Below are 25857 nucleotides of genomic sequence, written 5' to 3'. Positions count from 1 at the left end.
TTCAATTCAATTTCGGCAGCGGCAACTCGATGTTGATCAGCGCGCCCGTCTGGTTTTGGTTTTCTATATGAATGACACCTTCGAGGTAGCTCACTTTGGAACGGATGCTGCGCAGCAGGCGCGGGTCCGACAAGTCGCCGGAAATGCCCTTGCCGTCGTCTTCCACCAGCAGGGCGCAATGATCGTCGTGCTCGATGAGCTGGATAAGCACATGCCCCGCTTCGGCGTGGCGCAGTACGTTTTGCAGGAGCTCCTGGATGATGCGGTATAGTATGTTTTTAAAATTCCGGGAATATTGCGCATCGTCCCCGAACCCGATGATCACCAGCTCGATGCGGATGCGGCCGGATGCGTTGGCGATGGCCGTTAAATCTGTCACGGCTTTCACCAGTCCGTATTTTTCCATGGCCACCGGTGTGAGCTGATGGCTGATGTTGCGCACGGTTTCACTGATTTCGCGGATGATGCCGCTGGCACGGTCTACCGGTTCGGCGCCGGAAATCGGGTTGCCCTTTGCCGCGTCCAGCTGGAGGGAGGCGAGCGCCAGGAGCGACCCGATTTCGTCGTGCAGCCTGTCCGCCAGTTCTTTCCTTTCATTTTCTTCCACCGTCACGATCGTATCGGTCAATTGCTTCTGCTGTTCGTGCATCGCCGCCAGCAAGGTTTCCTTTTCTTTCCGGTAGCGGGAAAACCGCGCGGCGAGGCCGAAGGTGATGATGATCATTTCCAGCACGATCCCTGCAAACAATCCGTAATGCGCGAAGAAAACGGGGAGTTTCACCTTGCCCAGGTGAAACAGGTCTTCCATCACCGCAAAAAACAGCAAAACCGACACGGCGGCGAGGTAGATCATCGATGGACGGTTCCCCCTTACCACTTTATAGATCAAACCCGCTACCATGAGCCCCATCGCCGCGAGCGAGAAGAACGGCAAAGCGCGCAATATCACCATGGTGGCCTGGGCATACCGCTGGTAATCGATGGGCCAAAGTGCAGCCACGAGCATGGCCAGCCAAACGCCCTGGGCAAACAGCAATGGCTGCCGCAAAAGGCTTCCGCGCTGCCCCAGGCCGGTAAATACTTTCAAAAACTGAACGGTGAAGATGAAATTGAACAGCACGAACACTACTCTGGAGCGACTGGGAAAATACGCCGAATCCGGCCACAGGTGCTGGAAGCCCAGTCCATTGTTCGACCAGATCCATCCCAGCGTGCTCAGTACATAGAGCGCATACCAGCCGTATACCGCGTCTTTCGTGTTCACATAGAGGAATGCACCGAAAAGTACGATGAGCAGCACAATTCCCGTTAAAATACCGTTTACCAGGGCGATACTTTCCTGTTCTGCGAGGAAAGGTGCACTGTCGGCCAGCCGCAGCGGCGCCTGCAAAGATTCGTGGTGCTTGTCGATTTTAAGGAAATACAATCCGGGCCCGTTGTTGAATTTGAACACGAACGAAGGATGGATGAGGGGCCGCTGTCGGAAAGGGAAATAATCGCCGGTGAGGGCCATGAGCCGCATGGACTGGTGGCCGGAGCCATACCACTCAAGCCGGTTGATGTGAGGATTGTCGAGCACGAGGAGCTTGTTGTCTGCAAAAGCCACGTCGGGCGCGGAAACCGCGATCCAGAAATGAGATGTGGTGTAGCCGGGGTTGAGGTACGCGGGCTCCAGGGGGCGGAAGCGCCCTTCGTTCCAGGCGTTCAGCACGGCTGCGGGCGAAAGCTGGCGGGAACTGTCTTCCAGCACCCGGAAAACGGACTGGCCGGCGGTGGACAGCCAGCAACAGAGTATACATACGATCGAGAGGAACGCCCCTTTGCTCATCCGGTACAGGAATGGTTGAGGCGACAAGATAACAATTGATCAGGGATCATGACGACTTTTTGTCGAGCAGATCGTCGAGCGTCTGGAGATCGTCCTGGAAAATCGGTTTGTGGAAGCAGTGGAGCCGTTCGAGCATTTCGAGGAGGTGGTATTGTTCGCTGGGGAGGAGATCGCCGAGGATAAGCCGCGAAATCTTGTCCATATCGCCGAAAAGCTCGCCCATCATTCGCTGACCGGCGCCGCTAACCTGGATGAGTTTGCTGCGTTTGTCTCCCGGGTCGGGCGTTTCTTCGATGAAGCCAAGTTTCACGAGCCGGTTGATGATTTCCATGCCCGTGGGTTTTTCCTGGATATTCTGCTGGATGAGGGCCGTTTTGTTCATGGGGCCGTATTGCAGGAGGGAGACCATGTAGCCGAACTCGTCCATCGACTGTATGGGCCTGTTTTCCAGGGCGCGCTTGAAATACAGTTTGGCGTACCGGTGCATATACACCAGCAACTTGCTGATCAGACCGGGTACGTGGTCGTCGCTGTAATGGTCCGTGGTCCTGACCGATTCTGGCGATTCGCCTTCCCGCAACCATCGCACGAAATCCTTGATGTCACCTTTCCCGTTGCCGCCCGATTGCTCATACGCCTCCGTCAGATCGATCAGTTGTTTGAGTAAACTGTAATTCAATTTGTAATGTTTCCAGCGTCAATTTAACAGATAAATTGCAATCGATTAGTAGATAAACATTTTATTATATCCAAAATTAGACTATTTTTAGACTAATGGATGCAAGCATTCATTATTTTGGCTGATTGCCGGACCTTTCCCGGAAACGGGTTTGGGGCGGTGAAAGGTCAATTCAGATGGAGTGTAGAGACCGCTTCACTCCTGGAGCGGTTAATTTTCCACTTTCCTGAAATTGAGGGGGAGCCGGTATGATGCGCAGTGTCCGAAAGCGGACGCCCCCTGTTCGCCATCGAACGTCCCTGAATTTCGGAATCCGCCATGGTGGCCGGTTTGATTGCCGGCACGGGTATTGTTCCCTTCGGTTCGATCAATATTTCGCTTATGTTCAGGCATTCCCTGTTGCTGATCTTCCGGAACTTCCGGAAATTCAGGACCACGTTCCTCATCAATCTCATCGGCCTTTCCAGCGGCCTGGCCTGCGCCATGCTGATCTGTTTATGGGTGACGGACGAGTGGCGGATGGATAAAAATTTCCCGCACGACGCGCGCATCCTGCATGTGCTCGGCAACCACCACCAGGAGGGCGGTATCAAAACCGCCCTGCATACGCCCGGTGTGCTGGCGGAAGGCCTGAAACAGGATTTCCCGGAAGTCCGGTACGCGGTTTCCACCCGGCCGCCGGGATCGATGCCCAAATTTACCATCGGCACGGGCAACGAAAGCTTTAAAGCACGCCATATGTTCGCCAGCGCGGATTATTTCAAGATATTCCCGTTCCCGCTGGCGGATGGTAATCCGGACAAGGTGCTGGCCGCAACGGATGCCATCCTTCTGTCTGAATCCATGGCCAGGAAAATGTTCCATACTACGGAAGGGCTCATCGGGAAGGCGGTCACCTGGCAACAGAAGCGGCAATTCACCATCACGGGAATTTTCAAAGATCTGCCGTCCAACGTTTCCGAACCGTTCGACTACATGCTTTCCTACGATATTTTCCTGAAAGAATTCAACGTGCATTGGGACAACCATAACGCGATGACGTTCGTAATGCTCCATCCCGGAACGGACGTTGCCGGGTTCAATAAAAAGATTGAAAATTATCTCAAAACGAAGGTCGAAACGTCTGCGGTGACGCTCAGTACGCAACAGCACTCGGAAAATTATCTTTATGGGAATTTCACGAACGGCGTGCAGGATGGAGGAAGGATCGAATATGTCCGGCTGTTTTCACTCATCGCGATATTTATTTTGCTGATCGCCAGCATCAATTTCATGAACCTTTCCACCGCCCGCGCCTCGCGCCGGATGAAGGAAGTGGGGGTGAAAAAAGCGATCGGCGCGGGACAGGGCTCCCTCATCTTCCAATACCTCGGCGAATCGGTGATGCTGTCGTTCATTTCATTGCTCGTGGCGATGGGGGCGGTATATCTGTTGCTGCCTTTTTTCAATACCGTAACGGCGAAGCAGCTGGTGCTTTTCGCAGACATGCGGCTGCTCGGGTTTTTTGTGTTGCTGACACTGGTGACGGGCTTGCTGGCAGGGAGTTACCCGGCGCTGTACCTTTCCGGGTTCCGGCCGGTGGCGATTTTGAAGGGCCATTTTACGTCGTCGCTGCGCGAATTATGGGTGCGCAAGGGATTGGTGGTTTTCCAGTTCTCGATTTCGATCGTATTGATCCTGGCGGTGATCGTCGTATTCATGCAATTGCGGTATGTACAAAATAAGAACATGGGGTACGACCGCGAAAACGTAATATATTTTTTCAAGGAAGGGCCGATGCGGCAAGAAAGCCGGCTTTTCATGCAGCGGTTACGCGAATTGCCCGGCGTGGTCAACGCCAGCAACGCCACCGGAAATGTGACGTCGCATTGGGGCACCACCACCGGAGTGGAATGGCCGGGGAAGGATAAAACAACGAATGTGGAATTCGGTTGCCAGTCGATCGACGTAGGTTTCATCGAAACGATGGGGTTGCAAATGGCGCAGGGCCGTTCTTTTTCCGCCAGTTTCCCGACAGACAGTTCCGGCGTGATCATCAACGAAGTGGCCGCGGCGCAGATGGGGCTTGCCGATCCCGTTGGAAAGGAAATTACTTTCTGGGGCGAGCAGGTAAGGATCATCGGTGTGGTGAAGAATTTCAATTTCAAGACGGTGCACAAAGCCGTAACGCCGTGGTTGTATTACTTCCGGCCAGAACAGGCCTCCGCTGTGGTGGCGCGCCTGGCGCCGGGCGACACAAAAGCCACGGTAGCGCGCATCGAAGCGTTGATCCGGGAAATGAACCCCGGCAGCGTGCCAGAAGTGACGTTCATGGACGCCGACTTCCAGAAGGTTTACGAATCGGAATTACGGGTCGGTGTGTTATCGAAATATTTCGCAGGCATCGCCATTATCATTTCCTGCCTCGGTTTATTCGGGCTGGCAGCGTTCACGGCGGAGCGCCGGATGAAAGAGATCAGTATCCGGAAAGTGCTGGGCGGGAGTGGCGCGCATATCATTTACCTGCTATCCGCGGATTTCACGAAACTGGTGCTGGTTGCGGTTTGTGTGGCGTTACCTATCGGCTACTGGATCGCCAGGAGCTGGCTGAATACCTTCGCCTACCGCATCGAACTGCAGTGGTGGTACTTTGTGCTGGCGGGTATTTTCGCGCTGGTGATCGCCTGGCTGACGGTCGGGAGCCAGGCGGTGAAAGCCGCGCGTACCAACCCGGTGCGGCATTTGAAAGATTGATTTTCCCCCTGATAGGAAAACGGCCCGCAAGCGATCATCGTTTGCGGGCCGTTCCATTTCGAAAAATGATCTCGTCAGCGGATCACGAGCACGGGAATCCCCGCGTTATATGCCAGCTGTTTGGTGGCGCTGCGGTGGAACAGTTCCGCGAAAAAGCCATATTCTCCCGGGATGGCGAGCAGCAGGTCTGCATTCGTTTCCCCGGCATATTGCTGGATGGCGGCCACCAGGTCGGTATGCTGGAGCTCGCGGTACTGCGCGGCCTCGATATGTAAAGCTTCGGTGAGCGCAGGCGGCGGTGTGTTGTCGGGCTCGTCTTTCGGGACATGCACCACTTCGATGTGCGCGTCGAGGGAACGGAGCAGGGATCGGATAGCTTCCGCCTGTTGGGCCTGCAGCACCTGTTTGCGGTCGTACGCGAAGAGGATGCGTTTCACTTTGCGCGGTTCCGCAGCGGTGGGGACGATGATGAGGGGAACGTGCGTGCTATGGGCCACATCGAGCGCATTGCTGCCGATGAAACGTTGGCCCAGGGGGCTTTTTCCGGTAATGCCCATCACGATGAAGGTGTACTGCGCGGCTTTCGTGGCGGCCTGCACGGCTTCCATGAACGGGAGGCCATCGATGTGGGCGTCCAGATGTACATATTCTACCAGTTCGGATTGTAGCGCCTGTTTCCATTGGGCCATTTCCTTTTCAACGCCGAGGATGTATTCCGGCGAATCGCCCGGGAGCACGGCCATGACGGTGGTGTTGGCGGCCGGAGGGAGCCCGTAGGCATGGAACAGGGTGATCGACGCCGGCTGTATCTGTCGGGCGAGGGAAATGGCGTACCGTGCTGCATGGAAGGCTGTGTCTGAAAAGTCTACCGGAACGAGGATTCTTTGCATGCTGATTCGTTTTCCAGAAATAACAAACTTATGTTCGGATTGTTATGGCGGAATGGCAACGCACGGGCATCCAGAACGTTACGTTTCAACCGAAAATAAATCTGCCGGCGAATTGTCTTTCTTCGGATAACATAGCGCGAAAAAAATCTATTTTTGCGACCCCCGGGGTGCAAATTTTTCCCGGTCTGTCATTCACTTTTTAAAAATCCTGTATGGGGGTCAGCATAGACGTTGTAATTCCATCTTTCCGGCTAATCGAACATTACCTGGTGCCAATAATGCAGCTCAAGAGGCCTGCAGGGGCGAGGGTGCGGTTCTATCTGCTGTCCGACAACCCGGAAGTGGCGGTTTCTCCGGCTATTGCTGATATGGTGAACGGGACGGACGTGTTCCTGGAAGTGAACCCGCAGAATATGGGTGCCGCTTATACGCGCAACCGCGGGATCGAATCGGGGGATGGCGACTGGGTATTGTTCCTTGACGACGATATTACCGTTCCCGCCGATCTCCTGGAAACATACGCCCGTGCTGCGGAGCAGGAGCCCCGGGCCACGGGGTTCATCGGCCTTGTCCGCCTCCCGGCGCCCGGAAAACCGTTCTCCGACGCCATCCTCGCCAGCGGTAGCATGGATATTTTTACCATCGCGGAACACCGGAAAGATTTTGCCTGGGGGGCCACGGCTAACATCATGGTGCGCCGTTCCGCTATCGGGAACATCCGGTTTTCGGAGGTGTACCCGAAATCGGGCGGGGGAGAAGACGTGGATTTTTTCCTGAAAGTGCGCGCCGCCAATCAATACGAAAATTACAAGACCCTCCCGGAAGCAGAAGTAAACCACCCCTGGTGGAAAAACGAAGCGCCCGATTTCAAGCGGCCGTTCCGCTATGGTACGGGCAATGCGCTGTTGCCGGAACAATTGCCGCAGCACGCGTCGCGGGAGTTGCCGAATACGGTGGAAACGGTGTTCCTGGCATTGGTGGCAGCTATCGTTGCGGCTGTGGCGGAACCCGGGCTGCTGGGGCCTATCGGGATTTTTATCGGGGGCGTGTTGGTAATAGAATGTATCGCCACAACGGTACAGTCCATCAAGCGGAAAGCAAAACCCGGGCTCATGGTATACTGGTATGTGGTGGTATTGCGCCTGAGCCACGATCTGGGACTGTTGTGGGGGAATCTGCGGAGAGGGAAAATCGAGGGGATCACCCGTCGTTTCAACGATAATGGCGGATTCCGGAAAAGCAACCATTTCCGGACCAATACCTACAAAATTGTGAAATGGATTTTATATCCGCTGCTGATCTGGCTGGCGGGGTCGGTCTATACTTCGGCATAGCCGTTCAGGCATGAAATGATGTTATACCGGATGGTTTCCATGTAGCGGTATTCATTGGCTTCCACTTCCGATTTGCTGTTGCATTTATGATGGAGGTGGTAGCAATTCGCGGCCAGTTTCAACCTGACCTTTTTGATACCTGCATTGATCAGCCTGGCGGCGAACTCATTGTCTTCCGAGCCCCAGCCGCTGAAAGTATTGTTATAGCCATTTACGGCGATAAAATCGTTTTTCCAGAATGCGAGGTTGCAACCCCGGGTTTTCGTGGCGTCCTGTTTTGACAGTTGGAAGAGCCAGGAGAGAAGGGGGATGCGGAGGGAATTGAAGCGGTTGCTGATGCCGGGGGAAAAGAAATAGATAGGATCGAAAGCGCCGTTGCCGAGAATATTGCCGGTGCGGTGTTCTTCTACCATGGTGCGGGCACCCTGGATGAAAATACCGCGGCGGGCGTGGCGGATATGGTCTTCCACGAACTTCGGGTGCAGCACGATATCGCCATCGATTTCGATGATATATTCGGATTCTGACAGTTTAACTGCCTTATTGAGGATGATGCTTTTACGGAAACCATCGTCTTCATGCCACGCATGACGGAATGGGATGCCCATCAACGCCGCATATTTGCGGATGATCAGCTCTGTTGCTGCGCCGGAGCCATCATCGGCAATGATGATCTCGTCGGGCAACCGGGTTTGGCGCATCACACTTTTCAATACGGCCTCCAGCGCCTTGGGCCAGTTGTAGGTAGATATCAGTAATCCTACTGTGAATGATTTATTTTCCATCCCAGGTCGATTAAATCGGGTTTTTAACAAAGACAGGCCTTCTGCTGACCTTTCTTTCGCTTATAGTCAGGTACTGTTCGCAATACAGGTATAACGGATAGCTTGGCAAAGATGTTACAATCGATTTTGCAAAAAACTTATATAAGTTACAAAAAAAGCGAATATATATAAAAATATTTTTAATTGCCTCCAAATGTTTGCATCTCGATCAGCTTCCTGTATAGCCCATTCTTCTCCAGTAGCTCAAAATGAGTGCCGGTTTCTACGATGCGGCCACCTTCGAGCACGATGATCATGTCTGCGCTCTGGATGGTGCTCAGCCTGTGGGCGATCACGAGGGAGGTGCGGTTCTTCATGAGGTTGTTGAGGGCATCCTGGACGAGGCGTTCCGATTCGGTGTCGAGGGCGGAAGTGGCTTCGTCGAGCAGCATGATGGGCGGGTTACGCAAAACAGCCCTGGCGATGCAGATACGCTGACGCTGGCCGCCGCTGAGCTTCACCCCGCGGTCGCCGATGCGGGTCTGGTACCCTTCTTCGGAAGCCATGATGAATTCGTGCGCATTGGCGATGCGGGCGGCCGCTTCCACCTGCTCCTGGGTTGCTTCAGGGTATGCAAACGCGATATTGTTGAAAATCGTATCGTTGAAGAGGATGGTTTCCTGGTTCACCGTGCCCATGAGCGAACGGAGGGAATCCATGGTATAATCCTGGATATTGTGCCCGTCGATCCGGATTTCCCCGCTCCAGGGCTGGGTAAACCGGGGGATGAGGTCCATCAGCGTGGATTTTCCCCCGCCCGAAGGCCCTACCAGGGCTACGGACATACCTCTTTTAATGGTAAAGTTCACATGATCGAGCACTTTCTTTTCCTGGTAACCGAACGTCACGTCGCGGAATTCGAGGGCTTCCCGGAAATCGCGGATCTGGATGGCATCGGGCTTGTCGACGATATTGGGTTTTTCGTCGATGAGCGACAGAACGCGCTCCCCGGCTGCGATGCCGGAGTGGATGCTGGAGAATGCCTGTCCGATCGCTTTTGCCGGCCGCATGATCTGGGAGAAAATGGCGATGTAGGCGATGAAATCGCCGGGGCTCAGTTCGTTGGACCCTTCTGCGATCAGTTTGCCGCCATACAGCAGGATGCCTGCCACCATGATCACGCCGAGGGATTCGGAGGTAGGGCTGGCCAGTTGCTGGCGCCGCGCCATGGAGCGCATGATACCGCTGTAACGCTGGTTTTCGTTGTCGAAGCGTTTACGGATAAAGGGAACGGCGTTGAACGCCTTGATTATTTTGATGCCGGAAAGCGCCTCGTCAAGATAACTGATCATCATGCCGTAGGAGGAATGGGATTCGGCAGCCTGCGCTTTCAGCCGCTTCACGATCCTGGAGATCAGCCAGCCGCCGATGGGGATCACGAGCATGGAAAACAACGTTAGTTTCACGGAGATCATGAACAGCATAACGAGGTAAGCGATGAGTTGCAGCGGTTCCTTGAACACCACCTGGAGGGTGCTGGTCACGGAAAACTGCACTACCTGCACGTCTGACGCAACTTTGGAGATGATGTCGCCCTTTCTTTCATTGTTGAAAAAAGCGATATCGAGGTTCATGACGTTGTTGAAAACGGTTTTGCGCAGGTTGAGGAGGGTGTGGATGCGGAGGTTTTCCATCGTCCTTTCCCCGAAATATTTGAACAGGTTGCTGATGATAACGGAAACAACGATAATGCCGCAGACATATTGAAGGGTGGTAATGAGACCCAGTTCGTTATTGAGGCGTACCGCGTGGTAATTCATGATCTTGAACAGGTCGAGACTACCTTCTGCGGGGGGAACGGGCGGTTTTGCGTCCTTGTCGAACAGCGCAGTGAGCAACGGTGCCACCAATGCAAGGTTCATGGTGCCAAAAATGACAGCCACGAGGGTGAAAAGAATATAAGGAATGGCGTACTTCTCAATCGGTTTGGCAAACGACAATAGCCGGAAATATGTCTTCATGTACTTTTGCTACTATAATAATAAAACGTGCAAAGCTACTCATTATTTGGCAATTAGGCCGCCCGGATATCGGGTTAGCACACCAGCTCGCGGTGCAGGCGTTCCAGCGTGTCTTCCGGCCCCGCGCAGAGGCCGGGGTGCACCCGGGAAGTTTGCAGGATGGTGCTTCGCTGGGCGGTGAGCCATCTGAACCTGCTGGCGGGGTCGAGCTGGCCGATGGGCCCTTCGCCCCGGCAGGTTTTTTCGAACCCATCCGCAAAAGCTTTCAGTTCGTCGAAATCAAGCTCCGGGCTAAGGGCTTTCAGCCTTTCTTCGTTGAGGGTGATGATGCAGCCCAGGAAACGTTTTTGCCGGCAATAGAGGATAACGCCCACATTCATGAACTCCTCCCGTTCCACTTTCGGCACCACGCGCACCACGGCATATTCATATAAGGGCAGTTCTGGCATGCAGTGCGGCATTTAAAAAGTTATCGGCATGTGCCATCCGGTTTTGCAGGAAGCGGAAATACACTTCGCGCACCGCCTCCGGCGATTCTCCGTGCGTCGTCAGCCAGCTGTCGGGCAACAGGTGCGTAATGGCCCGGAGGCGGTCGTCGGTCAGCAGCGGCCGCAGTAAGGCATCCGCCTCGTTGAGCTGCGAAGCGTAGGGCAGCAGTACATGATCTTTCACCTGTACGAACGGTTTGAGGGATTGTTCCTCCCAATTGTCCCACGAATGATGGAAATACAGGGACGCGCCATGATCGATGAGCCACAGCTCGCGGTTCCACCAAAGCATATTCGTATTCCGCGCAGTGCGGTCAACATTCGTCAACAGGCAATCCATCCATACGATCTTCGACGCCAGCATCGCATCCACTTCAGCGGCATTGGGGTCGAAGGTAACGGAGCCCGAGAGGTAATGTAGCCCGAGATTCAGTCCTACGCTGGCTTTCAGCAGGTCCTGGATTTCTTCGTCGCCCTCGGTCCGGCCGAAAGCCTCGTCGAGATGGGCGAAAACGAGTTCGGGCACCCGCAGGCCCAGGACCCTCGCAATTTCCCCGCCGATCAACTCGGCGATGAGCGATTTCACTCCTTGCCCGGCGCCCCGGAATTTCAGGACGTACAGAAACCCGTCGTCCGCCTCCGCGATGGCCGGCAGTGAGCCGCCTTCGCGCAGTGGCGTCACGTAACGGGTCACGTTAACGGTCCGCAGATCTATTGCATGAGTCATGATCATATCCTCCCACATGTAAACTGCGGAAAATTAACACTTTTAGGCGAAAACTTACGGGAAATCCTAGTCGATGATCCGCTGGCTGCAGCCGTCGATCACCAGGGCTTCGGTGTCGCCCAGCGGAAGGGTGCTGTATCCCGCGGCCTGGAGTTGCATATTGGCCAGGTGGGCGCCTTCGATGAAATCGGCATTGTCGATATGGGGAATAATGATGATCTGGGTGAGGTTCAGGCCTTCGAGTACGAGTTCCGGCGCGTCTTCGGCATTGTCCATCAGTTCAAAATGCTCGATGGTAGGCCCGGCCACGATGGCGCCGGCGCTCCATCCGCAGAACACCTTGCCGTCGCGCACCAGGCGGCGGATGATATGGTCTGCCCCGCTGGCTTTCAGGATCCAACGTAAATAATAGGTATTGCCGCCGCCCAGCCAGATAACGTCTTTGGAAGCCAGCCGGCGCGCCAGTTGTTCGGGGCGGCGCTGCCAGACGCGGAGATCGATGGGTTCCACCTGGTAGCCCCGGCGTTTGAAAGCATTACGGATGGAGCGCACCCAGGGTTCCGAATCCGGGATCACGTCGGCCGCGTTTTCGATGAAAGCGATCCGGATGTCGGCAGTATCCTTGCCTACCAGCTGGTTGAGCGCCATATATTGCCGCTCGTTGATAGACAGGGAATAAAGCAATAGTTTGGGCAGTTCGGGCATGATGTAAAACTACCGCCATTCCTGTTGTAAAACGGGTTGTATTATCGACAAATTAGCGGGGTATTTACGACATCATAAATTCGCTACATTTGTTCCGATGATTTACCGTCAGCTACCTCCGCCGCCGGGCCTCCGCCAGTTCGTCAGCTATTGCTGGACGCTGGAAAGCCATGCCGGGGAGGAATCGCAGGCTTTCCGCACGCTGGCCGACGCCAGTCCAGGCCTGATTTTCCAGCATCCGGAAAAGGGCGTGCTGTACCAGGAAAACAAACTGTTGCCGCCGGTGTTCCTCTACGGCCAATCCACCCGCCATGCCGCGCTCCGTCTGGAAGGGGTTTTCGGGATCAGCGGGATGGTGCTGCGGCCCGGCGCGCTCCGTTCGGTGTTCGGTTTGAATGCCGGTGAATTGACGGACGGATGCATCGACGCCCGCGAGCTGCAACCCGCGCTGGCAGGCTGGCTGGAAGATGCCCCCGGGGAGGCGCAGCTGCAGGGGCTTTCGGCCTTCGTGGCCGGACAGCTCGAGCGCAACCGCCGGCAGGAAGATGCCGCGATCGAAGCGGCGCTGCAGCGGATCCAGGGCGCACAGGGTACGTTATCCATAAAAGACCTTCGCGATGAACTGCGCATGACGGAACGGAGTTTCGAGCGCAGGTTCAAACAATACACCGGCATTTCGCCGAAACTGTTTACCCGCATTTCCCAATTCCAGGCTTCGCTGCAGCAAATGCGGGAGGGGCAGTTCGGGAAATTGTCCGATCTCGCTTACGGGAACGATTATGCCGACCAGTCGCATTTTATCCGCGCGTTCCAGGAGTTCGCGGGGTGCAGCCCGTTGCGATTCCAGGAGGCGGGGCCGGTCATCGATAACCTGTCTGCTCATTTCCCCCGTTAACCCGTTCCCGTATTTTGTCGGTTTTGTTCTATTTCTCCCTTCGCGGGCGGAGTAGCTTTGTTGAAAATTATCACCCATGCAACTCATCATTTTCGGGGCCAACGGCAAAACAGGCCGCCAACTTACTGAACAGGCCCTCGCAGCGGGGCATCGCGTTACCGCCTTCGTCCGCAACCCCGCCAGTCTCGATATCGAACATCCCCTGCTTACCAAACTCGCCGGCGATGCGCTCAACGAAGCGGCCGTCCGCGAAGCGGTGAAAGGGCACGATGCGGTGCTGTCCACGCTGGGCTCACCGGCTAACAAGATCGGGACCATCCGTTCCCAGGGCACGCTCAATATTGTGAAAGCCATGCAGGCAGCAGGTGTCCGCCGGTTCGTTTGCCAGACGTCGCTGGGATATGGAGACAGCGTGGCCACGCTTCGCCGTACGCCTTTCGTGTTCCGGTTCATCATTGTTCCGTTCATCCTGAAGAAAGGTTTTGCGGACCATGCGCTGCAGGAATCGCATGTGCGCAACAGCGGGCTGGATTGGGTCATCGTAAGGCCGGGGAACCTGACAGACGGGCCTTTGACGGAAAAGTACCGGCACGGTTTTGCGGCGAACGATCCGGGAATTCAGGTAAAAGTGTCGCGGGCAGACTTGGCGCATTTTATGTTACAGCAAATCAAATCTCATGCATATCTCAGACAAACACCCGGCATCTCTTACTGAAGGTTTTCCCGGACTGGTGCTGCTGGCGGCCACGATCACGACCTGCCTGTCGGCCGGTGTCTTTTACGCCTACGCGGTGTCCGTAGTTCCGGGGATCGGGCGGATCAAGGACGGGGCATATCTTTCCGCGATCCAGTCCATCAACCGCGCCATCCTGAACCCCTGGTTCCTGATCGTTTTCATGGCGCCGGTGTTGTTGCTGCCTTTCGGTTCGTGGCAACAGTTCTCGAAGCCCCCGGACGCGGCGTGGTGGGCGCTGGCGGCGGCTGCGGCGATTTATATCGTGGGCGTGTTCGGGGTAACGGTGGTATGCAACGTGCCGCTGAACGAGTGGCTCGACAAGCAGGACCTGGCCTCCGCGGGGGAGAGCGTGCTGAAAGCGTGGCGCCTCCGCTTCGAGGGGCCCTGGAACCGCTGGAACCTCGTGCGCACGGTAGCTTCGGTCATCTCCGCCATCCTTTCCGTCTGGGCTACGCTCAGGCTGAAATAATGAACCTTTCGGCGAAGTATCCGTTTTCTATCGGAACACGGCCCCGCGGCCTAAAAAACTATCGATATGAAATGGATACTCCTCGCCTGGGCAATCATCGCGCCGGGCATCACGCCAGGACAGGATCGCCCCCAACCCGTTACGCTCATCAGCAACGTCCGGATCTTCACCGGTAACGATGCCGCTCCCTTTAACGGGAATGTACTGGTGACGGGCAACGTCATCACCAAAATCTCGACCGGCCCCATTGCTACCGATCGCAGCATGAACACGACGATCATCGACGGAAACGGCCAATTCCTCATGCCCGGGCTCATCGACGCGCATTACCATTGCATGTTCGCCAACGTGACCCAATTGGCGGCGCTGGCGAAAGACTATGGTTTCGTGGTGCTCATGGCCGCTTCGAACGCACGCGACGCGCTCATGCGCGGATTCACAAGCGTGCGTGACATGGGCGGTCCCATTTTCGGATTAAAAGACGCCATCGACGCAGGTGTTACGCCCGGGCCGCGCATTTGGCCTTCCGGTGCATTTATCAGCCAAACCGGCGGCCATGGCGATTTTCGTATGCCCAATGAAGTGCCCAAGGCCGCTAACGAGCCTTTGAGTTATACCGAGCGCATCCACGCCGCGGCGATCGCTGACGGAGCAGACGCCGTGCTGCTGCGTTCGCGCGAGCAACTCATGGCAGGCGCCAGCCAGCTGAAGCTTATGGCCGGTGGCGGCGTCAGCTCGATGTACGACCCCCTCGATGTGGCGCAATATACGGAAGCGGAATTCCATGCGGCGGTGGAAGCAGCGGAGAACTGGGGAACGTATGTTACCGTTCACGCCTACACGCCGAAAGCTATTCAGGTGGCCATTAAAGCCGGTGTGAGATGCATCGAGCACGGTCAGCTGGCAGACGAGGCCACGGCGAAGCTGATCGCGGAAAAGGGGATATGGTGGTCTTTGCAGCCTTTCATCGATGATGAGGACAGCAATCCGCAAACGGGCGAGAACCGCGAAAAGCAGTTGGAAATGTATGGCGGGACAGACAACGCCTACGCATTGGCAAAGAAATATAAAGTGAAACTCGCCTGGGGGACCGATGCGCTTTTCAACGCCAAGAACGCGAAACGGCAGGGCGCGCGGTTGGTAGCGATGACGCGCTGGTTCAAGCCGTTGGAGATTTTGCAGATGGCCACGAAGAACAACGGCGAGCTGCTGGCGCTTTCCGGTAAGCGGAGCCCGTACAAAGGGAAGCTGGGCGTGCTGGAAGAGGGGGCTTTGGCCGATATGATCCTCGTGAACGGCGATCCCGTTCAGGATATCAAACTGCTGGCAGACCCGGACAGGAACCTCACGCTTATCATGAAAGACGGTGTCATCTATAAAAACCTGCTGGCGCAAAAGTAATCTGTCGCATTTTACCCCTTTTTTGGCTGAAACGTACGCGGTTCAACCGGCGGAAGCGTGTTAGTTTTGTGTCAGACAATCACGCAAAAAATCTGACCAATGAAACCTAACACGATCAAAATTACTTACTGGATCTCGACCGTAATATTCGCGCTGCTGATGCTGATGGACGGCTACGGCGGCATTTCCCGCCAGCAGGCCGGAGTGGAGATCATGCAGCACCTGGGATATCCCGTTTACTTCCTGAGCATAGTGGGGGTAGCGAAGATCCTTGGCGCGGTGGCCATTCTGCAAACCCGCTTCAAAGCCATCAAGGAATGGGCGTATGCCGGCTTCGCGTTCAATTTCCTCGGCGCCTTCGCCTCCCGCGCTTTCGTTGGCGATCCTACGTTTGAAGTAGTATTCCCCTTCGTAGCACTGGCCATTATGGCGGTACCCTATTATTTCTGGAAAAAGTACGAACAGATAAGATACGCTATTGCCTGAGCCGCAATGCGATCGCAATTGACACCTCCGCTGGCCTGCCGTGTGAAACGGGCCAGCGTTTTTTTATTCAGGATATGCAAAAGTTCCCCCTATCCCTCCCCAAATTATGGGCCACGGCGTTTACCGTTTTTATCGCGGCCTGCCAGTCGCCTACCCGTCCCCAAAACACCGCTGATCCGGTGGTGCAAAACGAAAACGAATATCCGCAGGAGATGGCGCGCGTCGTTCCCGCGAAATAAGATTTTCCTTACCGTTTGTAAAAAATATTAAAAAGTTAGCAGGATAAATATATTTTTATGGCTAATTGATCAACACGTTAGTAAAATCGTAAAAATATCTTTCCCTGTATGCAACATGGACATCCTCGCAGGACTTTCCTCAAAACGGCCGCCCTTTCCGGCCTTGGCCTCGCCTTTTCCGGTAAACTTTCCGCGCTCGAAACCCTTTCCCTCGCCGGAAAGCGCATCGGTGTGATCGGGCTGGACACCGAACACGGTCCCCATTTCGCCCGGATCCTCAACGCCCCCGACGCGGGCGACAAATTCGGCGGTATGCGCGTAACCGTAGCCTATCCCCACGGCAGCCGGAAAATCAAGTCCAGCATGGACATGATCCCCCGGAATACGACCAACATCGAAGCGCAGGGCGTGAAAGTGGTGGATTCCATCGCCACGCTCCTCAAGGAATGCGACATCGTCATGCTCGAAACCAACGACGGTACCGAGCACCTGGCGCAGGCGCTGGAAGTTTTCCCGTCTGGCAAGCCTGTATTCATCGACAAGCCCATCGCCGCTTCGCTCACGGAAGTGCTCACCATTTACCGCGCCGCCCGTCATTACAAGGTGCCCATCTTTTCCTCCAGCACCCTCCGCTATATCGAAAGCGTGCAGGAAGTGCGCAACGGGAAAATCGGCAAGGTGAAAGGGGCCGATATTTTTACGCCCACGCCCACCGAGCCGTCGCATCCGGACCTGTACTGGTACGGCATTCATGGTGTTGAAATGCTGTTTACGATGCTGGGGCCCGACTGTCTCCGCGTTACCCACCACCAGGCGGGCGATTCAGATGTTGTGGTCGGAGAATGGGAGGGAGGCCGCATGGGCACGCTGCGCGGTTTCAAGAACGACATGTGGAATTTCGGCGGACACGCATTCGGCGACAAAGGCCACATGGCCCTGGGCGATTTCACGGGCTACGCGCCCCTCATGCCCCCGATCATCGAATTCTTCCAGAAAGGGGTTGCGCCCGCTCCCGAAGCGGAAACCATCGGCATCTACGCCTTCATGGACGCTGCGCAGGAAAGCCGCCTGAAAAAAGGTGCGCCCGTCAGCATCGCTTCCATCATGAAAAAAGCGACAGAGCGCAGCCTGAAAATCAAGATATAAGCTTTTCGTAATAACCACCATATCCTGTGCGGGGCGACGTAGCTGTTTCTAACGTAAACAGGTATACGTTGCCCCGGTTTTTACGCCATACCCCCATTGGCACCGATGTTCTGGGCCGAGATCCATTTGGCATCGTCGCTGGCAAGGAAACAGGCCACGCGCGAAATATCTTCCGGACCGGCGATGCGGTTGAAGGCGGAAAGGCCCGCCAGTCTTGCGATCGTTTCATCCGACTTGCCGTTCGTGAACAGTTCGGTGTTGGTCGGCCCCGGCGAAAGGGTATTGACGTTGATGCCCCGGGCGCCCACTTCCTTCGCAAATACCCGCGTGTATTGCTCTACAGCCGCTTTGGTAGCCACATAGGTCGCAAAGCCGGGGATCATGATGCGGTTGACCGACGTCGAGAAGTTGATGATCGACCCGTTGTCTGCCAATCGTGTTGCCGCTTCGCGGAGCGTATTGAAAGCGCCTTTCACGTTGATGTCGAACATCCGGGAGAAATCCTCGTCTGTCGTGTCTTTCACCAGTTTAGTGATCATGATCCCCGCGTTGTTGATGAGCACATCGATCCGCTCGAAATGTGCGATGGCGGTATCGAACAGCCGGCGTACCTGGTCTGCCCGGCTCACGTCAGCCTGCACGGCGATGGCCTCGCCGCCGGCGGACCGGATATCTTCCACTACCAATTCGGCGCCGGCTTTGCTGCCGGCATAATTGACGATCACTTTGGCGCCCGCTGCGGCCAGGTCGCGGGCGATGGTGGCGCCGATACCCCTGGAGGCGCCGGTCACCAGGACCACTTTTCCGGATAAGTTTTGCATACCCCAAAAGTCGGAAATCGGGGGTGTTGGCAATTGCACGGCGGAAAGGGGAAGTTGCGAAATTCAAATGGAAACGAAAAAGCCCGTCCAGGCGATACCGGGACGGGCTTCGGAGATAACCGGGAAATTTATTTCGCGGGAGTGATGATGACTTTGCGGAATTCGATCGGTCCATGGTCGCCCTGGAAATAGATCGGCCCGGCTTCGCCTTCGTTGCTGTCGAGCGCGCCGCCGGTAATGCCGGGGATTTCCTGGTTGGTAACCACGGTTTTGCCGTTAACGACGATGGTTACGTGGCGGCCAACGAGGGTGATGTCGTAGGTCTGCCATTGATCGGGGCCGAGCGCGTTGATCACGCTGGGAGCGATGAAGCCGTACACGCCGCTGAAGTATACGGGAGACGGGTGGGCGCCCTGCGGGCTGTCTTCGATCTGCACTTCGTAACGGCCTCTGAGGTACACGCCGCTGTTGCTGCCTTTTTTGTAGCGGAATTCGACGTGCAGTTTGAAGTCGTTGAATTTTTGTTCGGAGATGAGGTTTGCGCCGGATTTCGGGCTGGTGAGCACGCCGTTGCGCACTTCCCACTGGTTCTCGGCACCTACGGCTTTCCAGCCGGTGAGGTCTTTACCGTTGAACAGCTGGATGGGCTTGCCCCAGGAGGGAGCGGCTTTGCGTACCAGTTCGGGGGCTTTTACGCCCGTGAAGGGGAAGGAATTGCCATCGGGGTAGGTGATGGTGCCTTTGATGCCGGTGGAAGTGATCTCGCCGTTCACGGTGAGGTCGCCCTTACCGCTTTCCCATTGCGGGGGAATGGTGAAGGTGAATTTGCCGTTCCCGAACTTTACTTGGGCAACAGGGCGCGAGCTGCCGGAGGCGGCCACGAAATAGCCTACGAGGGTGCGAAAGCCCGAGAGTTTCACTTCGAGCCAGGAAGGCGCCTGCTGGCCGTTCTGATCGATGGTGATATCCCACCGGCCGATAAGGGCCTTCTGTGCTTCTTCCGGTTTGGCGGACACCGCGTTGACATGGTCCTGGGCGGCCACCGTGCCGGCGGTACCCATGATCGTTGCCAGGCCAATGCCCAGAGCAAGGAATTTTTTATGCATACTGTGTTGGATTTTACCGCTTGAATGATGGTTTCCTGCCGCCTATTTAACGGCCGGGAAGACGCAGCCCGCCAAGTTAGATAATATTTGTTTTTCGCGCAAGCCGCATTTTGCTCCCGGCAATGTGAACCCTGTCTTAATTTCTTTAGCTAAAACGATATAGTTGCACTTTAGCTGGGAAATACGGCTTATTTTCAGGATACAGCACCAGGCCCGACAGCAGCGATAGGATAATCCTTCTCAAAACCCAAATACGTTATGAGCATCAAAACCCTTTTGCACGCCGCCGTTACCGCGGCCTTCGTCATTTTCATCGCCGCCTGCGGCAAGGACCCCCAGCCTGCCGGGCCCCTTCTCCGGCCCGAAACCCGCGCCAATTCTGTCGGCATCCTCGCCGTCATGAACAGCTGGATGACCGGTATGGCAGACAACACCAATATCGCCCGCATCTCCATCCCCGGTACCCACGATTCCGGCGCCAGGTTCGAGCCCATCGGCGGGACCGCCAAATGCCAGCACCTCACCATCGGCGAACAACTGGAGGCCGGCGTCCGCTTCCTCGACATCCGCTGCCGCCACATCGGCGACGCATTCGCCATCCATCACGGTAGTATTTACCAGAACCTCAACTTCAACGATGTGCTGACGGCCTGCCTTTCGTTCCTCGACAATCACCCCGGCGAAACGATCGTCATGTGCGTGAAAGAGGAATACGACCCCAGCAACAACACGCGCAGCTTCGAGCAAACGTTCGACAGCTATGTGGCCGCCAATCCTTCGCGCTGGTACCTCGGCGCTTCCGTCCCCAATCTCGGCACGGTGCGCAATAAGATCGTGCTGCTGCGCCGCTTCGGCGCTTCATCGCCCCCCAAGGGCATCGACGCCACCAACTGGGCCGATAACACCACCTTCACGAGCACTACGCCCGATGCCACCCTGCGTGTGCAAGACCAGTACGTGGTGCCCGACAACAATGCCAAATGGACCGGTATCACCAACTTGTTCAACGAAGCGAATGCCAGCACCGGCAACACGCTGTACATCAATTTCACAAGCGGCTACAAATCCCTCATATTCGGCATTCCCAGCATCACAACGGTTTCCAATAACATCAACCCGCGCATCAATACGTATTTCACCACGAATACGTATGGGCGTTACGGTATCATCCCCATGGATTTCGTGGATGCAACGAGAGCGCAGCTGATCGTGGAATCCAACTTCTGATACCGGCGTCGGGCGCTGGCAAATAGCTGAAAGAAGGCTCCCGGGCATCGTGCCGGGAGCCTTTTTCGTGGGATGTCGCCGGAAAGGCGTAATTTGTCCCTGAATCCGATTAGCTGAAGCATCCCTGACCGATTAAACGTGCCCTGCGAGGACCCGCCTGCGAACCGCGGAAACCAGTCAACAGAAAGATTTAAAAGTATATGATCAGGGCCGTGCTGCCCGGACCCGGCAGCGTCAGTAATGCAAAGAAGTGATCAAATGGGTAGGCGATGATAGCCACCTGCAATGCGTAACCGTAAAATGGGTATCAACGATTTTTTTCGTCGGCTTTTCGGCGCTCCATCCGCCATGTCTGTACTGCCGGCCAATGATCTCGAACTGGCGAACGCCGTCCGGTTCGGGCCGTCCGTCATGCAAACCATCCGCAGGTTCACCCGTGCGGAGCTTTACCGGCTGGAGACAATGCGTACCGTTTCCGGCCCGGGGAACACCGTCATGACCGAGCAGTACCGGCCCGATGCGTTGCTGTTCAAAGCGGAACAACAGGACGCCGGGCCGATTATTCAGTCGTTGCGGGCCGCGCTCGCAGGACAAGGTTACCTCGTCTTCCTTTCCGAACAGAATTTCGGGCATTTGCCCGACGAGATCGGTATCCTGAAATCGGGAGATACTTTCGATATCCTGCGATGTAAAGGCACGGATGCAATCAACTACGGGATCGATAACGAATCGCTGGTAGCCGCCATGAAAAAGTGGCATGCAGACACGCCGGTCGAAATCGTGGGCGCGGGGCACGACTGGCTGGAGGCGCGATTCCTCTCGCGGCCGGATTGGGATGCGATGGCGGAAAAGATATATGAATTCTGTCCGGATGCGGTAGACCAGGGGACCGGTAGCGTTGCCGCGCTGGCAGCGGAAATGCGGGAAACGGGCAGGTTGTATTTGTGGTGGGATTGACGATGGGGGATTGCATATTCCGGGATTTTCGTATTTTTGCGGCACATTAAACTTCATTTTATACCAACATGTGAGATTCACTTTCTTTTAGCCATTAACCCGTAACTGCGTGGCCAATTCCATCGGCCGCCGTTATCCTTCACCGTTAAAGAAAGAAATCATGTTGGCGTTTCAAGACGTTACCTACGCGCATCCCAATAAAGACGTTTTGTTTTCCGGGCTTCATTGTACCGTGAACCGTGGAGATAAAATCGCATTGATCGGCCCTAACGGCGCCGGGAAGTCCACTTTGCTCCGCCTGATGGCCGGAGAATGGCTGCCCCTGTCGGGCTCCATCCGGCGGGAGGGACCTCCGTATTACATTCCACAGCACTTCGGCCAGTTCGACCATCTCACGGTGGGAGCCGCGCTCCGCGCGGGCGACCGCCTGCATGCCCTGCACGAAATCCTGGCAGGGACAGTAACCGACGAATTAATGGCGGCGCTGAACGACGACTGGTCCATCGAGGAACGGTGCCGGGAAGCCCTCGCGCATTGGGGCCTCGGGAACATCGGGCTGGATGTGAAACTGGAGGGGCTTAGCGGTGGACAAAAAACACGCGTTTTCCTCGCCGGGATCGCCGTCAACCAACCCTCTTTTTTGTTGCTCGACGAGCCCGGCAACCACCTGGACGCTGCGGGCCGCGCGCTGCTGCGCGATCTGATCGGCGGATGGCGGCAAACCCTCGTGCTCGTGAGTCACGATGCTTCCCTGCTGCGCCTGCTGCCGGTCGTTTACGAACTGGGGAAAAAAGGGATAACCGTGTATGGCGGCGATTTCGATTTCTACAAAGCGCAGAAAGCACTGGAACAGGATGCGCTGCACCAGGACCTCCGCAGCCGTGAAAAAGCCCTGCGCAAAGCGAAGGAAACCGAGCGCGAGGCCATGGAGCGCAAACAGAAGCTGGATGCGCGCGGCCGGAAAAAGCAGGAGAAATCCAACGTTCCCACCATCACCCTCAACACCCTTCGCAACAACGCCGAAAAAAGTACGGCCAGCCTGAAAAAGGCGCATGCCGAAAAAATGGGAAGCATTTCGGAGGAAGTGAACCGCCTGCGCAGGGAGCTGCCGGATATCGATAAAATGAAACTGAACGTAGACGATTCCGCCCTGCACAAAGGGAAAATTCTCGTCAACGCGCAACACCTGAACGTACGGTTCGGGGAAAAACGCCTCTGGGCTGAAGGGTACGGTTTCCAGGTGAGGAGCGGCGACAGGCTGGCCATCCGCGGTGGCAACGGCTCCGGGAAAACCACGATGATCCGGTTGCTGCTGGGGCAGTTATCGCCTTCGGAAGGAGAGATGGTGCGCGCCGGTTTCCGGGCGGTGTACATCGATCAGGATTATTCGTACCTCGACGGGAGCCTGACCGTTTACGAACAGGCGCAAAAGCACAATCCCGGCGCGCTGGAAGAGCATGAAGTGAAAACCCGGCTGAACCGGTTCCTTTTCGGGCCGGAAGACTGGAACAAACCATCGGCCGCGCTCAGCGGCGGGGAAAGGATGCGGCTGCTGCTGTGCGTGCTCAATATCGGCACCAAAGCGCCGGACATGATCGTGCTGGACGAGCCTACCAATAATCTCGACATGCAGAACGTGGAGATCCTCACCGCGGCGATGAACGGGTACGATGGTACGCTGATCGTTGTGTCTCACGACGATGCATTCCTGGAAGCATTGGGTATAGCTGGAGAAATCGCGTTGTGATCAGGAACGGAAGTTCCAGTTGACGATCGGCATTTTCCGTTTTTCGTTCACGTTCCACAGTCCGAACTGCAACCCGCGGGTGTTTTTGCTCGACGTCATAAACCCGATCTGGATGCCGCGGACCTGCTCCGAAACGGCATTGAGCGACAGTTGTATCCCGCTCATGTTTTTGCTGATGGAAACTATGCCGAGCAGCATGCCATTATGTTTTTCAACGACGTTGACCGCTGAAAAGGAAAGTCCGTTCACACGGGTATTGACCTGGCCGATAAGGCCCAAAGAAATGCCGTTCACCCGGTAAGTCACCGAGCCGAGGGCGGAGAGATTGATGCCATTGACTTTTTCGGGCAGGCTGTCGCGGGGGATGGGTTTGGAACTGGCATAGGCCGTGTCCCAGGGTGCGTGGGGGATGAAGGCGATGAAGAGCCCGGGGCCGGGTGCTTCCAGCCGGAGGCCGTTGGTGGTCGTATTGACGGTTTCGTAAATCGGGAACCAGCCCAGCCCTACGCCGTAGATGTTTACGTTGGATTGATGGAAGGTCCACAGCGGGAGCCGGAGCTTTTTGTGCTGGGCCTGCGATGGTAGAAAGCGCAGGATGAACAGGGATAAAAGAAGGGTGCGCATAAGGTTTGGAGATCGTAATCCTTCCTAAAATACCGGTTTTTTTTCTCATTCCGTTTTCTAGTTTTACCCCGTTGTGCAAAACCGTCGTATTCAACTCATTTTCGCGGGCGTCATGTTCGCATTTCTCTGGGCATCCGCTGCTGCGGCCACCAAACTGGGGTTAGGGGCGGTGCAGCCATTCGTGCTGTTTGTGCCGCGTTTTTTCCTGGCCGCTTTTATCATGTTGTTCGTTTCGCACGTGCTCCTGAAGAAACGGCTGCCCCGCGGGCGGGAATGGAAGCAGGTGGCGATTTACGGATTGTTCAACGTTTCGCTGTACCTGGGCATTTATGTGCTGGGGATGACGGAGGTGTCTGCCGGACTGGGCGCGCTGGCAACGGCCACCAATCCCGTATTCATCAGTCTGATGAGCACGTTCTGGCTGCGCAAGCCCCTGCAACCGGTGACGGTGCTGAGCCTGGTGCTTTGCCTGGGAGGGATCGGGGTGGCGGCCTGGCCCTTGCTGGCGGATAGCTACGCAACACCCCTGGGGCTGGGGCTGGTGATGGGGAGTATGGTTACCTATTCAATTGGGTCGCTTTATTTTTCCGCGTCGAAGTGGGGCGATCTTCACTTATTTACCATCAATGGCTGGCAGACGCTTTTCGGCGGTATTTTCCTGTTGCCGGCTATGATCGGCTGGTACGATCCGGTGGGGAATGATTTCAGTGTGGTCTGGCTGCTGTCCACGCTTTGGCTGGTAGGCCCGGTATCGATTGCGGCGGTGCTGTTGTGGCTGTTTTTGCTGAAAGATAATCCCGTGAATGCTTCGTTCTGGCTGTTTCTCTGCCCGGTTTTCGGATTTGCCATATCGGCGGCGCTCATGCATGAGCCGCTGAGTGTGTATACCTTCGCCGGTGTAATGCTCGTGGTGGCGGGGCTGTATCTGGTACAGCGGAAGCGGAGATAGGCAGAAGCGCTGCCTGCGCGCGATCCGGAGGAATTGTAAAATTCATTTTGAAATTAAATTTCCATAACGTAGTTTTGCGACCCCGTACGGGATGTAGCGCAGCCCGGTAGCGCGCGTCGTTCGGGACGACGAGGCCGCAGGTTCGAATCCTGTCATCCCGACTTTTTTACTCGTAAATAAGAAAACCCGCTCCAAGAGCGGGTTTTCTTATTCGAACAATATTGCATTGTTTTACCCTCTCCAACCCCGGATCAAGTCAAATTCCTGGGGGATTTTAGATTTAAGCATACAATTTAGCCAGTCTGAAAAGGAAGAATTGAATATCTCTTACCCCTCTCATACTGTTTCTAAACGCTTTAACCTTCGCATTGAATGATTCTGCAGCAGCATTGGTAGCCCTGTTATTGAAGAAGTTCAGTATGCCCAAATAATGGTTCTGTATCGTCCTGGCAAGGGTTCTGAAGGAATCAAGCCCTGCTTCTTCCACATCATTATACCACAACGCCAGCTTCTTGAATGCCTGCTCCTTGCAGGTGGACAACCGATAAACTTCTCCCAGCCGCAAAGACAGTTGATACGCTTTTTGAATAACAGGATAGCGGCTAAACAGGAGTTCGCCTCTTTGCTGTTGTTCCCTTGTCCAGAGCCGGTGGTGTTTGAACAGCAGATACCTGCTGCGGGCCAGCAACTGCTTAAGCGTATCTCCATTAGGTAAAACCTCGGGATGATAGGCCTGTTGGTGCTTGCGGGCCTGTTCATAGGCCGTATTTTCCTGCTCGAGCGCTTCCCACCGGTAATGGATCCGGGTCTCCTGTACAGCATCAAAAGCTAATTGTTGCACATGAAAACGATCGGTTACCCGGTGGGCATTGGGGAAACATCTTT

At 55.6% G+C, this 25857-nt stretch carries 25 protein-coding genes and 1 tRNA gene; 14 read left to right on the top strand and 12 right to left on the bottom strand.

Annotated elements, in window-relative coordinates; all coding sequences use genetic code 11:
- Position 1: 1 nt before the first annotated feature.
- Together EJ361_RS24855 and EJ361_RS24850 are read right to left on the bottom strand one after the other, a co-directional pair.
- On the bottom strand, positions 2–1855 hold the full coding sequence (locus EJ361_RS24855) for a sensor histidine kinase (protein WP_126249285.1): 1854 nt from the start codon (positions 1853–1855) through the stop codon (positions 2–4).
- Positions 1856–1874: 19 nt separating this feature from the next.
- Entirely contained in the window at positions 1875–2507 is a 633-nt protein-coding gene (locus tag EJ361_RS24850) for a MarR family winged helix-turn-helix transcriptional regulator (protein WP_126249284.1), read from the bottom strand.
- Between the two features lie 381 nt (positions 2508–2888).
- On the opposite strand from EJ361_RS24850, the gene EJ361_RS24845 reads away from it, so the two are divergent.
- Positions 2889–5240 (top strand): ABC transporter permease, encoded by a 2352-nt coding sequence (locus tag EJ361_RS24845; protein ID WP_164714417.1) that lies wholly within the window; start codon positions 2889–2891, stop codon positions 5238–5240.
- Positions 5241–5314: 74 nt separating this feature from the next.
- Here the strand turns inward: EJ361_RS24845 and EJ361_RS24840 are convergent, their stop codons facing one another.
- Complete coding sequence (locus EJ361_RS24840; protein WP_126249282.1) at positions 5315–6130, bottom strand: universal stress protein; 816 nt, start codon at positions 6128–6130, stop codon at positions 5315–5317.
- A 278-nt stretch (positions 6131–6408) separates the two neighbouring features.
- On the opposite strand from EJ361_RS24840, the gene EJ361_RS24835 reads away from it, so the two are divergent.
- The gene (locus EJ361_RS24835; protein ID WP_240646734.1) at positions 6409–7464 is read left to right on the top strand and encodes a glycosyltransferase; all 1056 of its coding nucleotides are present in this window, start codon (positions 6409–6411) and stop codon (positions 7462–7464) included.
- Here the strand turns inward: EJ361_RS24835 and EJ361_RS24830 are convergent.
- The 5 genes from EJ361_RS24830 to EJ361_RS24810 form a co-directional block, all read right to left on the bottom strand.
- Positions 7449–8249 (bottom strand): glycosyltransferase family 2 protein, encoded by an 801-nt coding sequence (locus tag EJ361_RS24830; RefSeq protein ID WP_126249280.1) that lies wholly within the window; start codon positions 8247–8249, stop codon positions 7449–7451. The genes EJ361_RS24835 and EJ361_RS24830 overlap by 16 nt on opposite strands.
- A gap of 179 nt (positions 8250–8428) precedes the next feature.
- Positions 8429–10249: an ABC transporter ATP-binding protein gene (locus EJ361_RS24825; protein WP_126249279.1), complete on the bottom strand. Its 1821-nt coding sequence runs from the start codon at positions 10247–10249 to the stop codon at positions 8429–8431.
- A gap of 74 nt (positions 10250–10323) precedes the next feature.
- Positions 10324–10698, bottom strand: coding sequence for a DUF3037 domain-containing protein (locus EJ361_RS24820; RefSeq protein WP_126249278.1), 375 nt, complete (start codon positions 10696–10698; stop codon positions 10324–10326).
- Positions 10676–11470 (bottom strand): HipA family kinase, encoded by a 795-nt coding sequence (locus tag EJ361_RS24815; protein ID WP_240646733.1) that lies wholly within the window; start codon positions 11468–11470, stop codon positions 10676–10678. The genes EJ361_RS24820 and EJ361_RS24815 overlap by 23 nt, the downstream gene beginning before the upstream one ends.
- A gap of 60 nt (positions 11471–11530) precedes the next feature.
- Entirely contained in the window at positions 11531–12169 is a 639-nt protein-coding gene (locus EJ361_RS24810; RefSeq protein WP_126249277.1) for a Type 1 glutamine amidotransferase-like domain-containing protein, read from the bottom strand.
- 97 nt (positions 12170–12266) lie between these two features.
- Between EJ361_RS24810 and EJ361_RS24805 the strand changes: the two genes are divergently transcribed.
- From EJ361_RS24805 to EJ361_RS24780, 7 genes are all read left to right on the top strand, one after another.
- Positions 12267–13064: a helix-turn-helix transcriptional regulator gene (locus EJ361_RS24805; RefSeq protein WP_126249276.1), complete on the top strand. Its 798-nt coding sequence runs from the start codon at positions 12267–12269 to the stop codon at positions 13062–13064.
- A gap of 76 nt (positions 13065–13140) precedes the next feature.
- Complete coding sequence (locus EJ361_RS24800; protein ID WP_126249275.1) at positions 13141–13779, top strand: NAD(P)-dependent oxidoreductase; 639 nt, start codon at positions 13141–13143, stop codon at positions 13777–13779.
- Positions 13742–14269 (top strand): anthrone oxygenase family protein, encoded by a 528-nt coding sequence (locus EJ361_RS24795; protein WP_126249274.1) that lies wholly within the window; start codon positions 13742–13744, stop codon positions 14267–14269. Before EJ361_RS24800 ends, EJ361_RS24795 begins: the two co-directional genes overlap by 38 nt.
- 66 nt (positions 14270–14335) lie before the next feature.
- Positions 14336–15670 carry a metal-dependent hydrolase family protein gene (locus EJ361_RS24790; protein WP_126249273.1) on the top strand — a complete coding sequence of 445 codons (1335 nt, stop codon included), beginning with the start codon at positions 14336–14338 and terminating at the stop codon, positions 15668–15670.
- Positions 15671–15769: 99 nt separating this feature from the next.
- Positions 15770–16156 carry a DoxX family protein gene (locus EJ361_RS24785; RefSeq protein WP_126249272.1) on the top strand — a complete coding sequence of 129 codons (387 nt, stop codon included), beginning with the start codon at positions 15770–15772 and terminating at the stop codon, positions 16154–16156.
- A 74-nt stretch (positions 16157–16230) separates the two neighbouring features.
- On the top strand, positions 16231–16395 hold the full coding sequence (locus EJ361_RS25710) for a hypothetical protein (protein WP_164714416.1): 165 nt from the start codon (positions 16231–16233) through the stop codon (positions 16393–16395).
- A 108-nt stretch (positions 16396–16503) separates the two neighbouring features.
- The gene (locus EJ361_RS24780) at positions 16504–17541 is read left to right on the top strand and encodes a Gfo/Idh/MocA family protein (protein ID WP_126249271.1); all 1038 of its coding nucleotides are present in this window, start codon (positions 16504–16506) and stop codon (positions 17539–17541) included.
- 80 nt (positions 17542–17621) lie between these two features.
- Here EJ361_RS24780 and EJ361_RS24775 read toward each other — a convergent pair whose 3' ends face one another.
- Both EJ361_RS24775 and EJ361_RS24770 read right to left on the bottom strand, forming a co-directional pair.
- Entirely contained in the window at positions 17622–18362 is a 741-nt protein-coding gene (locus EJ361_RS24775; protein ID WP_126249270.1) for an SDR family oxidoreductase, read from the bottom strand.
- 128 nt (positions 18363–18490) lie between these two features.
- The gene (locus EJ361_RS24770) at positions 18491–19468 is read right to left on the bottom strand and encodes a 3-keto-disaccharide hydrolase (RefSeq protein WP_126249269.1); all 978 of its coding nucleotides are present in this window, start codon (positions 19466–19468) and stop codon (positions 18491–18493) included.
- Between the two features lie 258 nt (positions 19469–19726).
- On the opposite strand from EJ361_RS24770, the gene EJ361_RS24765 reads away from it, so the two are divergent.
- From EJ361_RS24765 to EJ361_RS24755, 3 genes are all read left to right on the top strand, one after another.
- The gene (locus EJ361_RS24765) at positions 19727–20695 is read left to right on the top strand and encodes a phosphatidylinositol-specific phospholipase C (RefSeq protein WP_126249268.1); all 969 of its coding nucleotides are present in this window, start codon (positions 19727–19729) and stop codon (positions 20693–20695) included.
- A 285-nt stretch (positions 20696–20980) separates the two neighbouring features.
- Positions 20981–21652 carry a DUF4253 domain-containing protein gene (locus EJ361_RS24760; protein WP_126249267.1) on the top strand — a complete coding sequence of 224 codons (672 nt, stop codon included), beginning with the start codon at positions 20981–20983 and terminating at the stop codon, positions 21650–21652.
- Positions 21653–21812: 160 nt separating this feature from the next.
- Positions 21813–23399, top strand: coding sequence for an ABC-F family ATP-binding cassette domain-containing protein (locus EJ361_RS24755; RefSeq protein ID WP_126249266.1), 1587 nt, complete (start codon positions 21813–21815; stop codon positions 23397–23399).
- On the opposite strand, the gene EJ361_RS24750 is transcribed toward EJ361_RS24755, so the two are convergent.
- Positions 23400–24023: a hypothetical protein gene (locus EJ361_RS24750; RefSeq protein WP_126249265.1), complete on the bottom strand. Its 624-nt coding sequence runs from the start codon at positions 24021–24023 to the stop codon at positions 23400–23402.
- Between the two features lie 73 nt (positions 24024–24096).
- Between EJ361_RS24750 and EJ361_RS24745 the strand changes: the two genes are divergently transcribed.
- Together EJ361_RS24745 and EJ361_RS24740 are read left to right on the top strand one after the other, a co-directional pair.
- On the top strand, positions 24097–24972 hold the full coding sequence (locus EJ361_RS24745; protein WP_262707089.1) for a DMT family transporter: 876 nt from the start codon (positions 24097–24099) through the stop codon (positions 24970–24972).
- Positions 24973–25059: 87 nt separating this feature from the next.
- Positions 25060–25133: transfer RNA gene (locus tag EJ361_RS24740), tRNA-Pro, on the top strand.
- A gap of 119 nt (positions 25134–25252) precedes the next feature.
- On the opposite strand, the gene EJ361_RS24735 is transcribed toward EJ361_RS24740, so the two are convergent.
- On the bottom strand, positions 25253–25857 hold a 605-nt coding region (locus tag EJ361_RS24735; protein ID WP_126249263.1), incomplete at its 5' end, for an ISAon1 family transposase.

Origin of the sequence: Chitinophaga rhizosphaerae (assembly GCF_003958645.1) — a bacterium.
Taxonomy (GTDB): domain Bacteria; phylum Bacteroidota; class Bacteroidia; order Chitinophagales; family Chitinophagaceae; genus Chitinophaga; species Chitinophaga rhizosphaerae.
The sequence above is the reverse complement of the archived record's forward strand: the minus strand, read 5'-3'. Positions and strand labels throughout refer to the sequence as shown.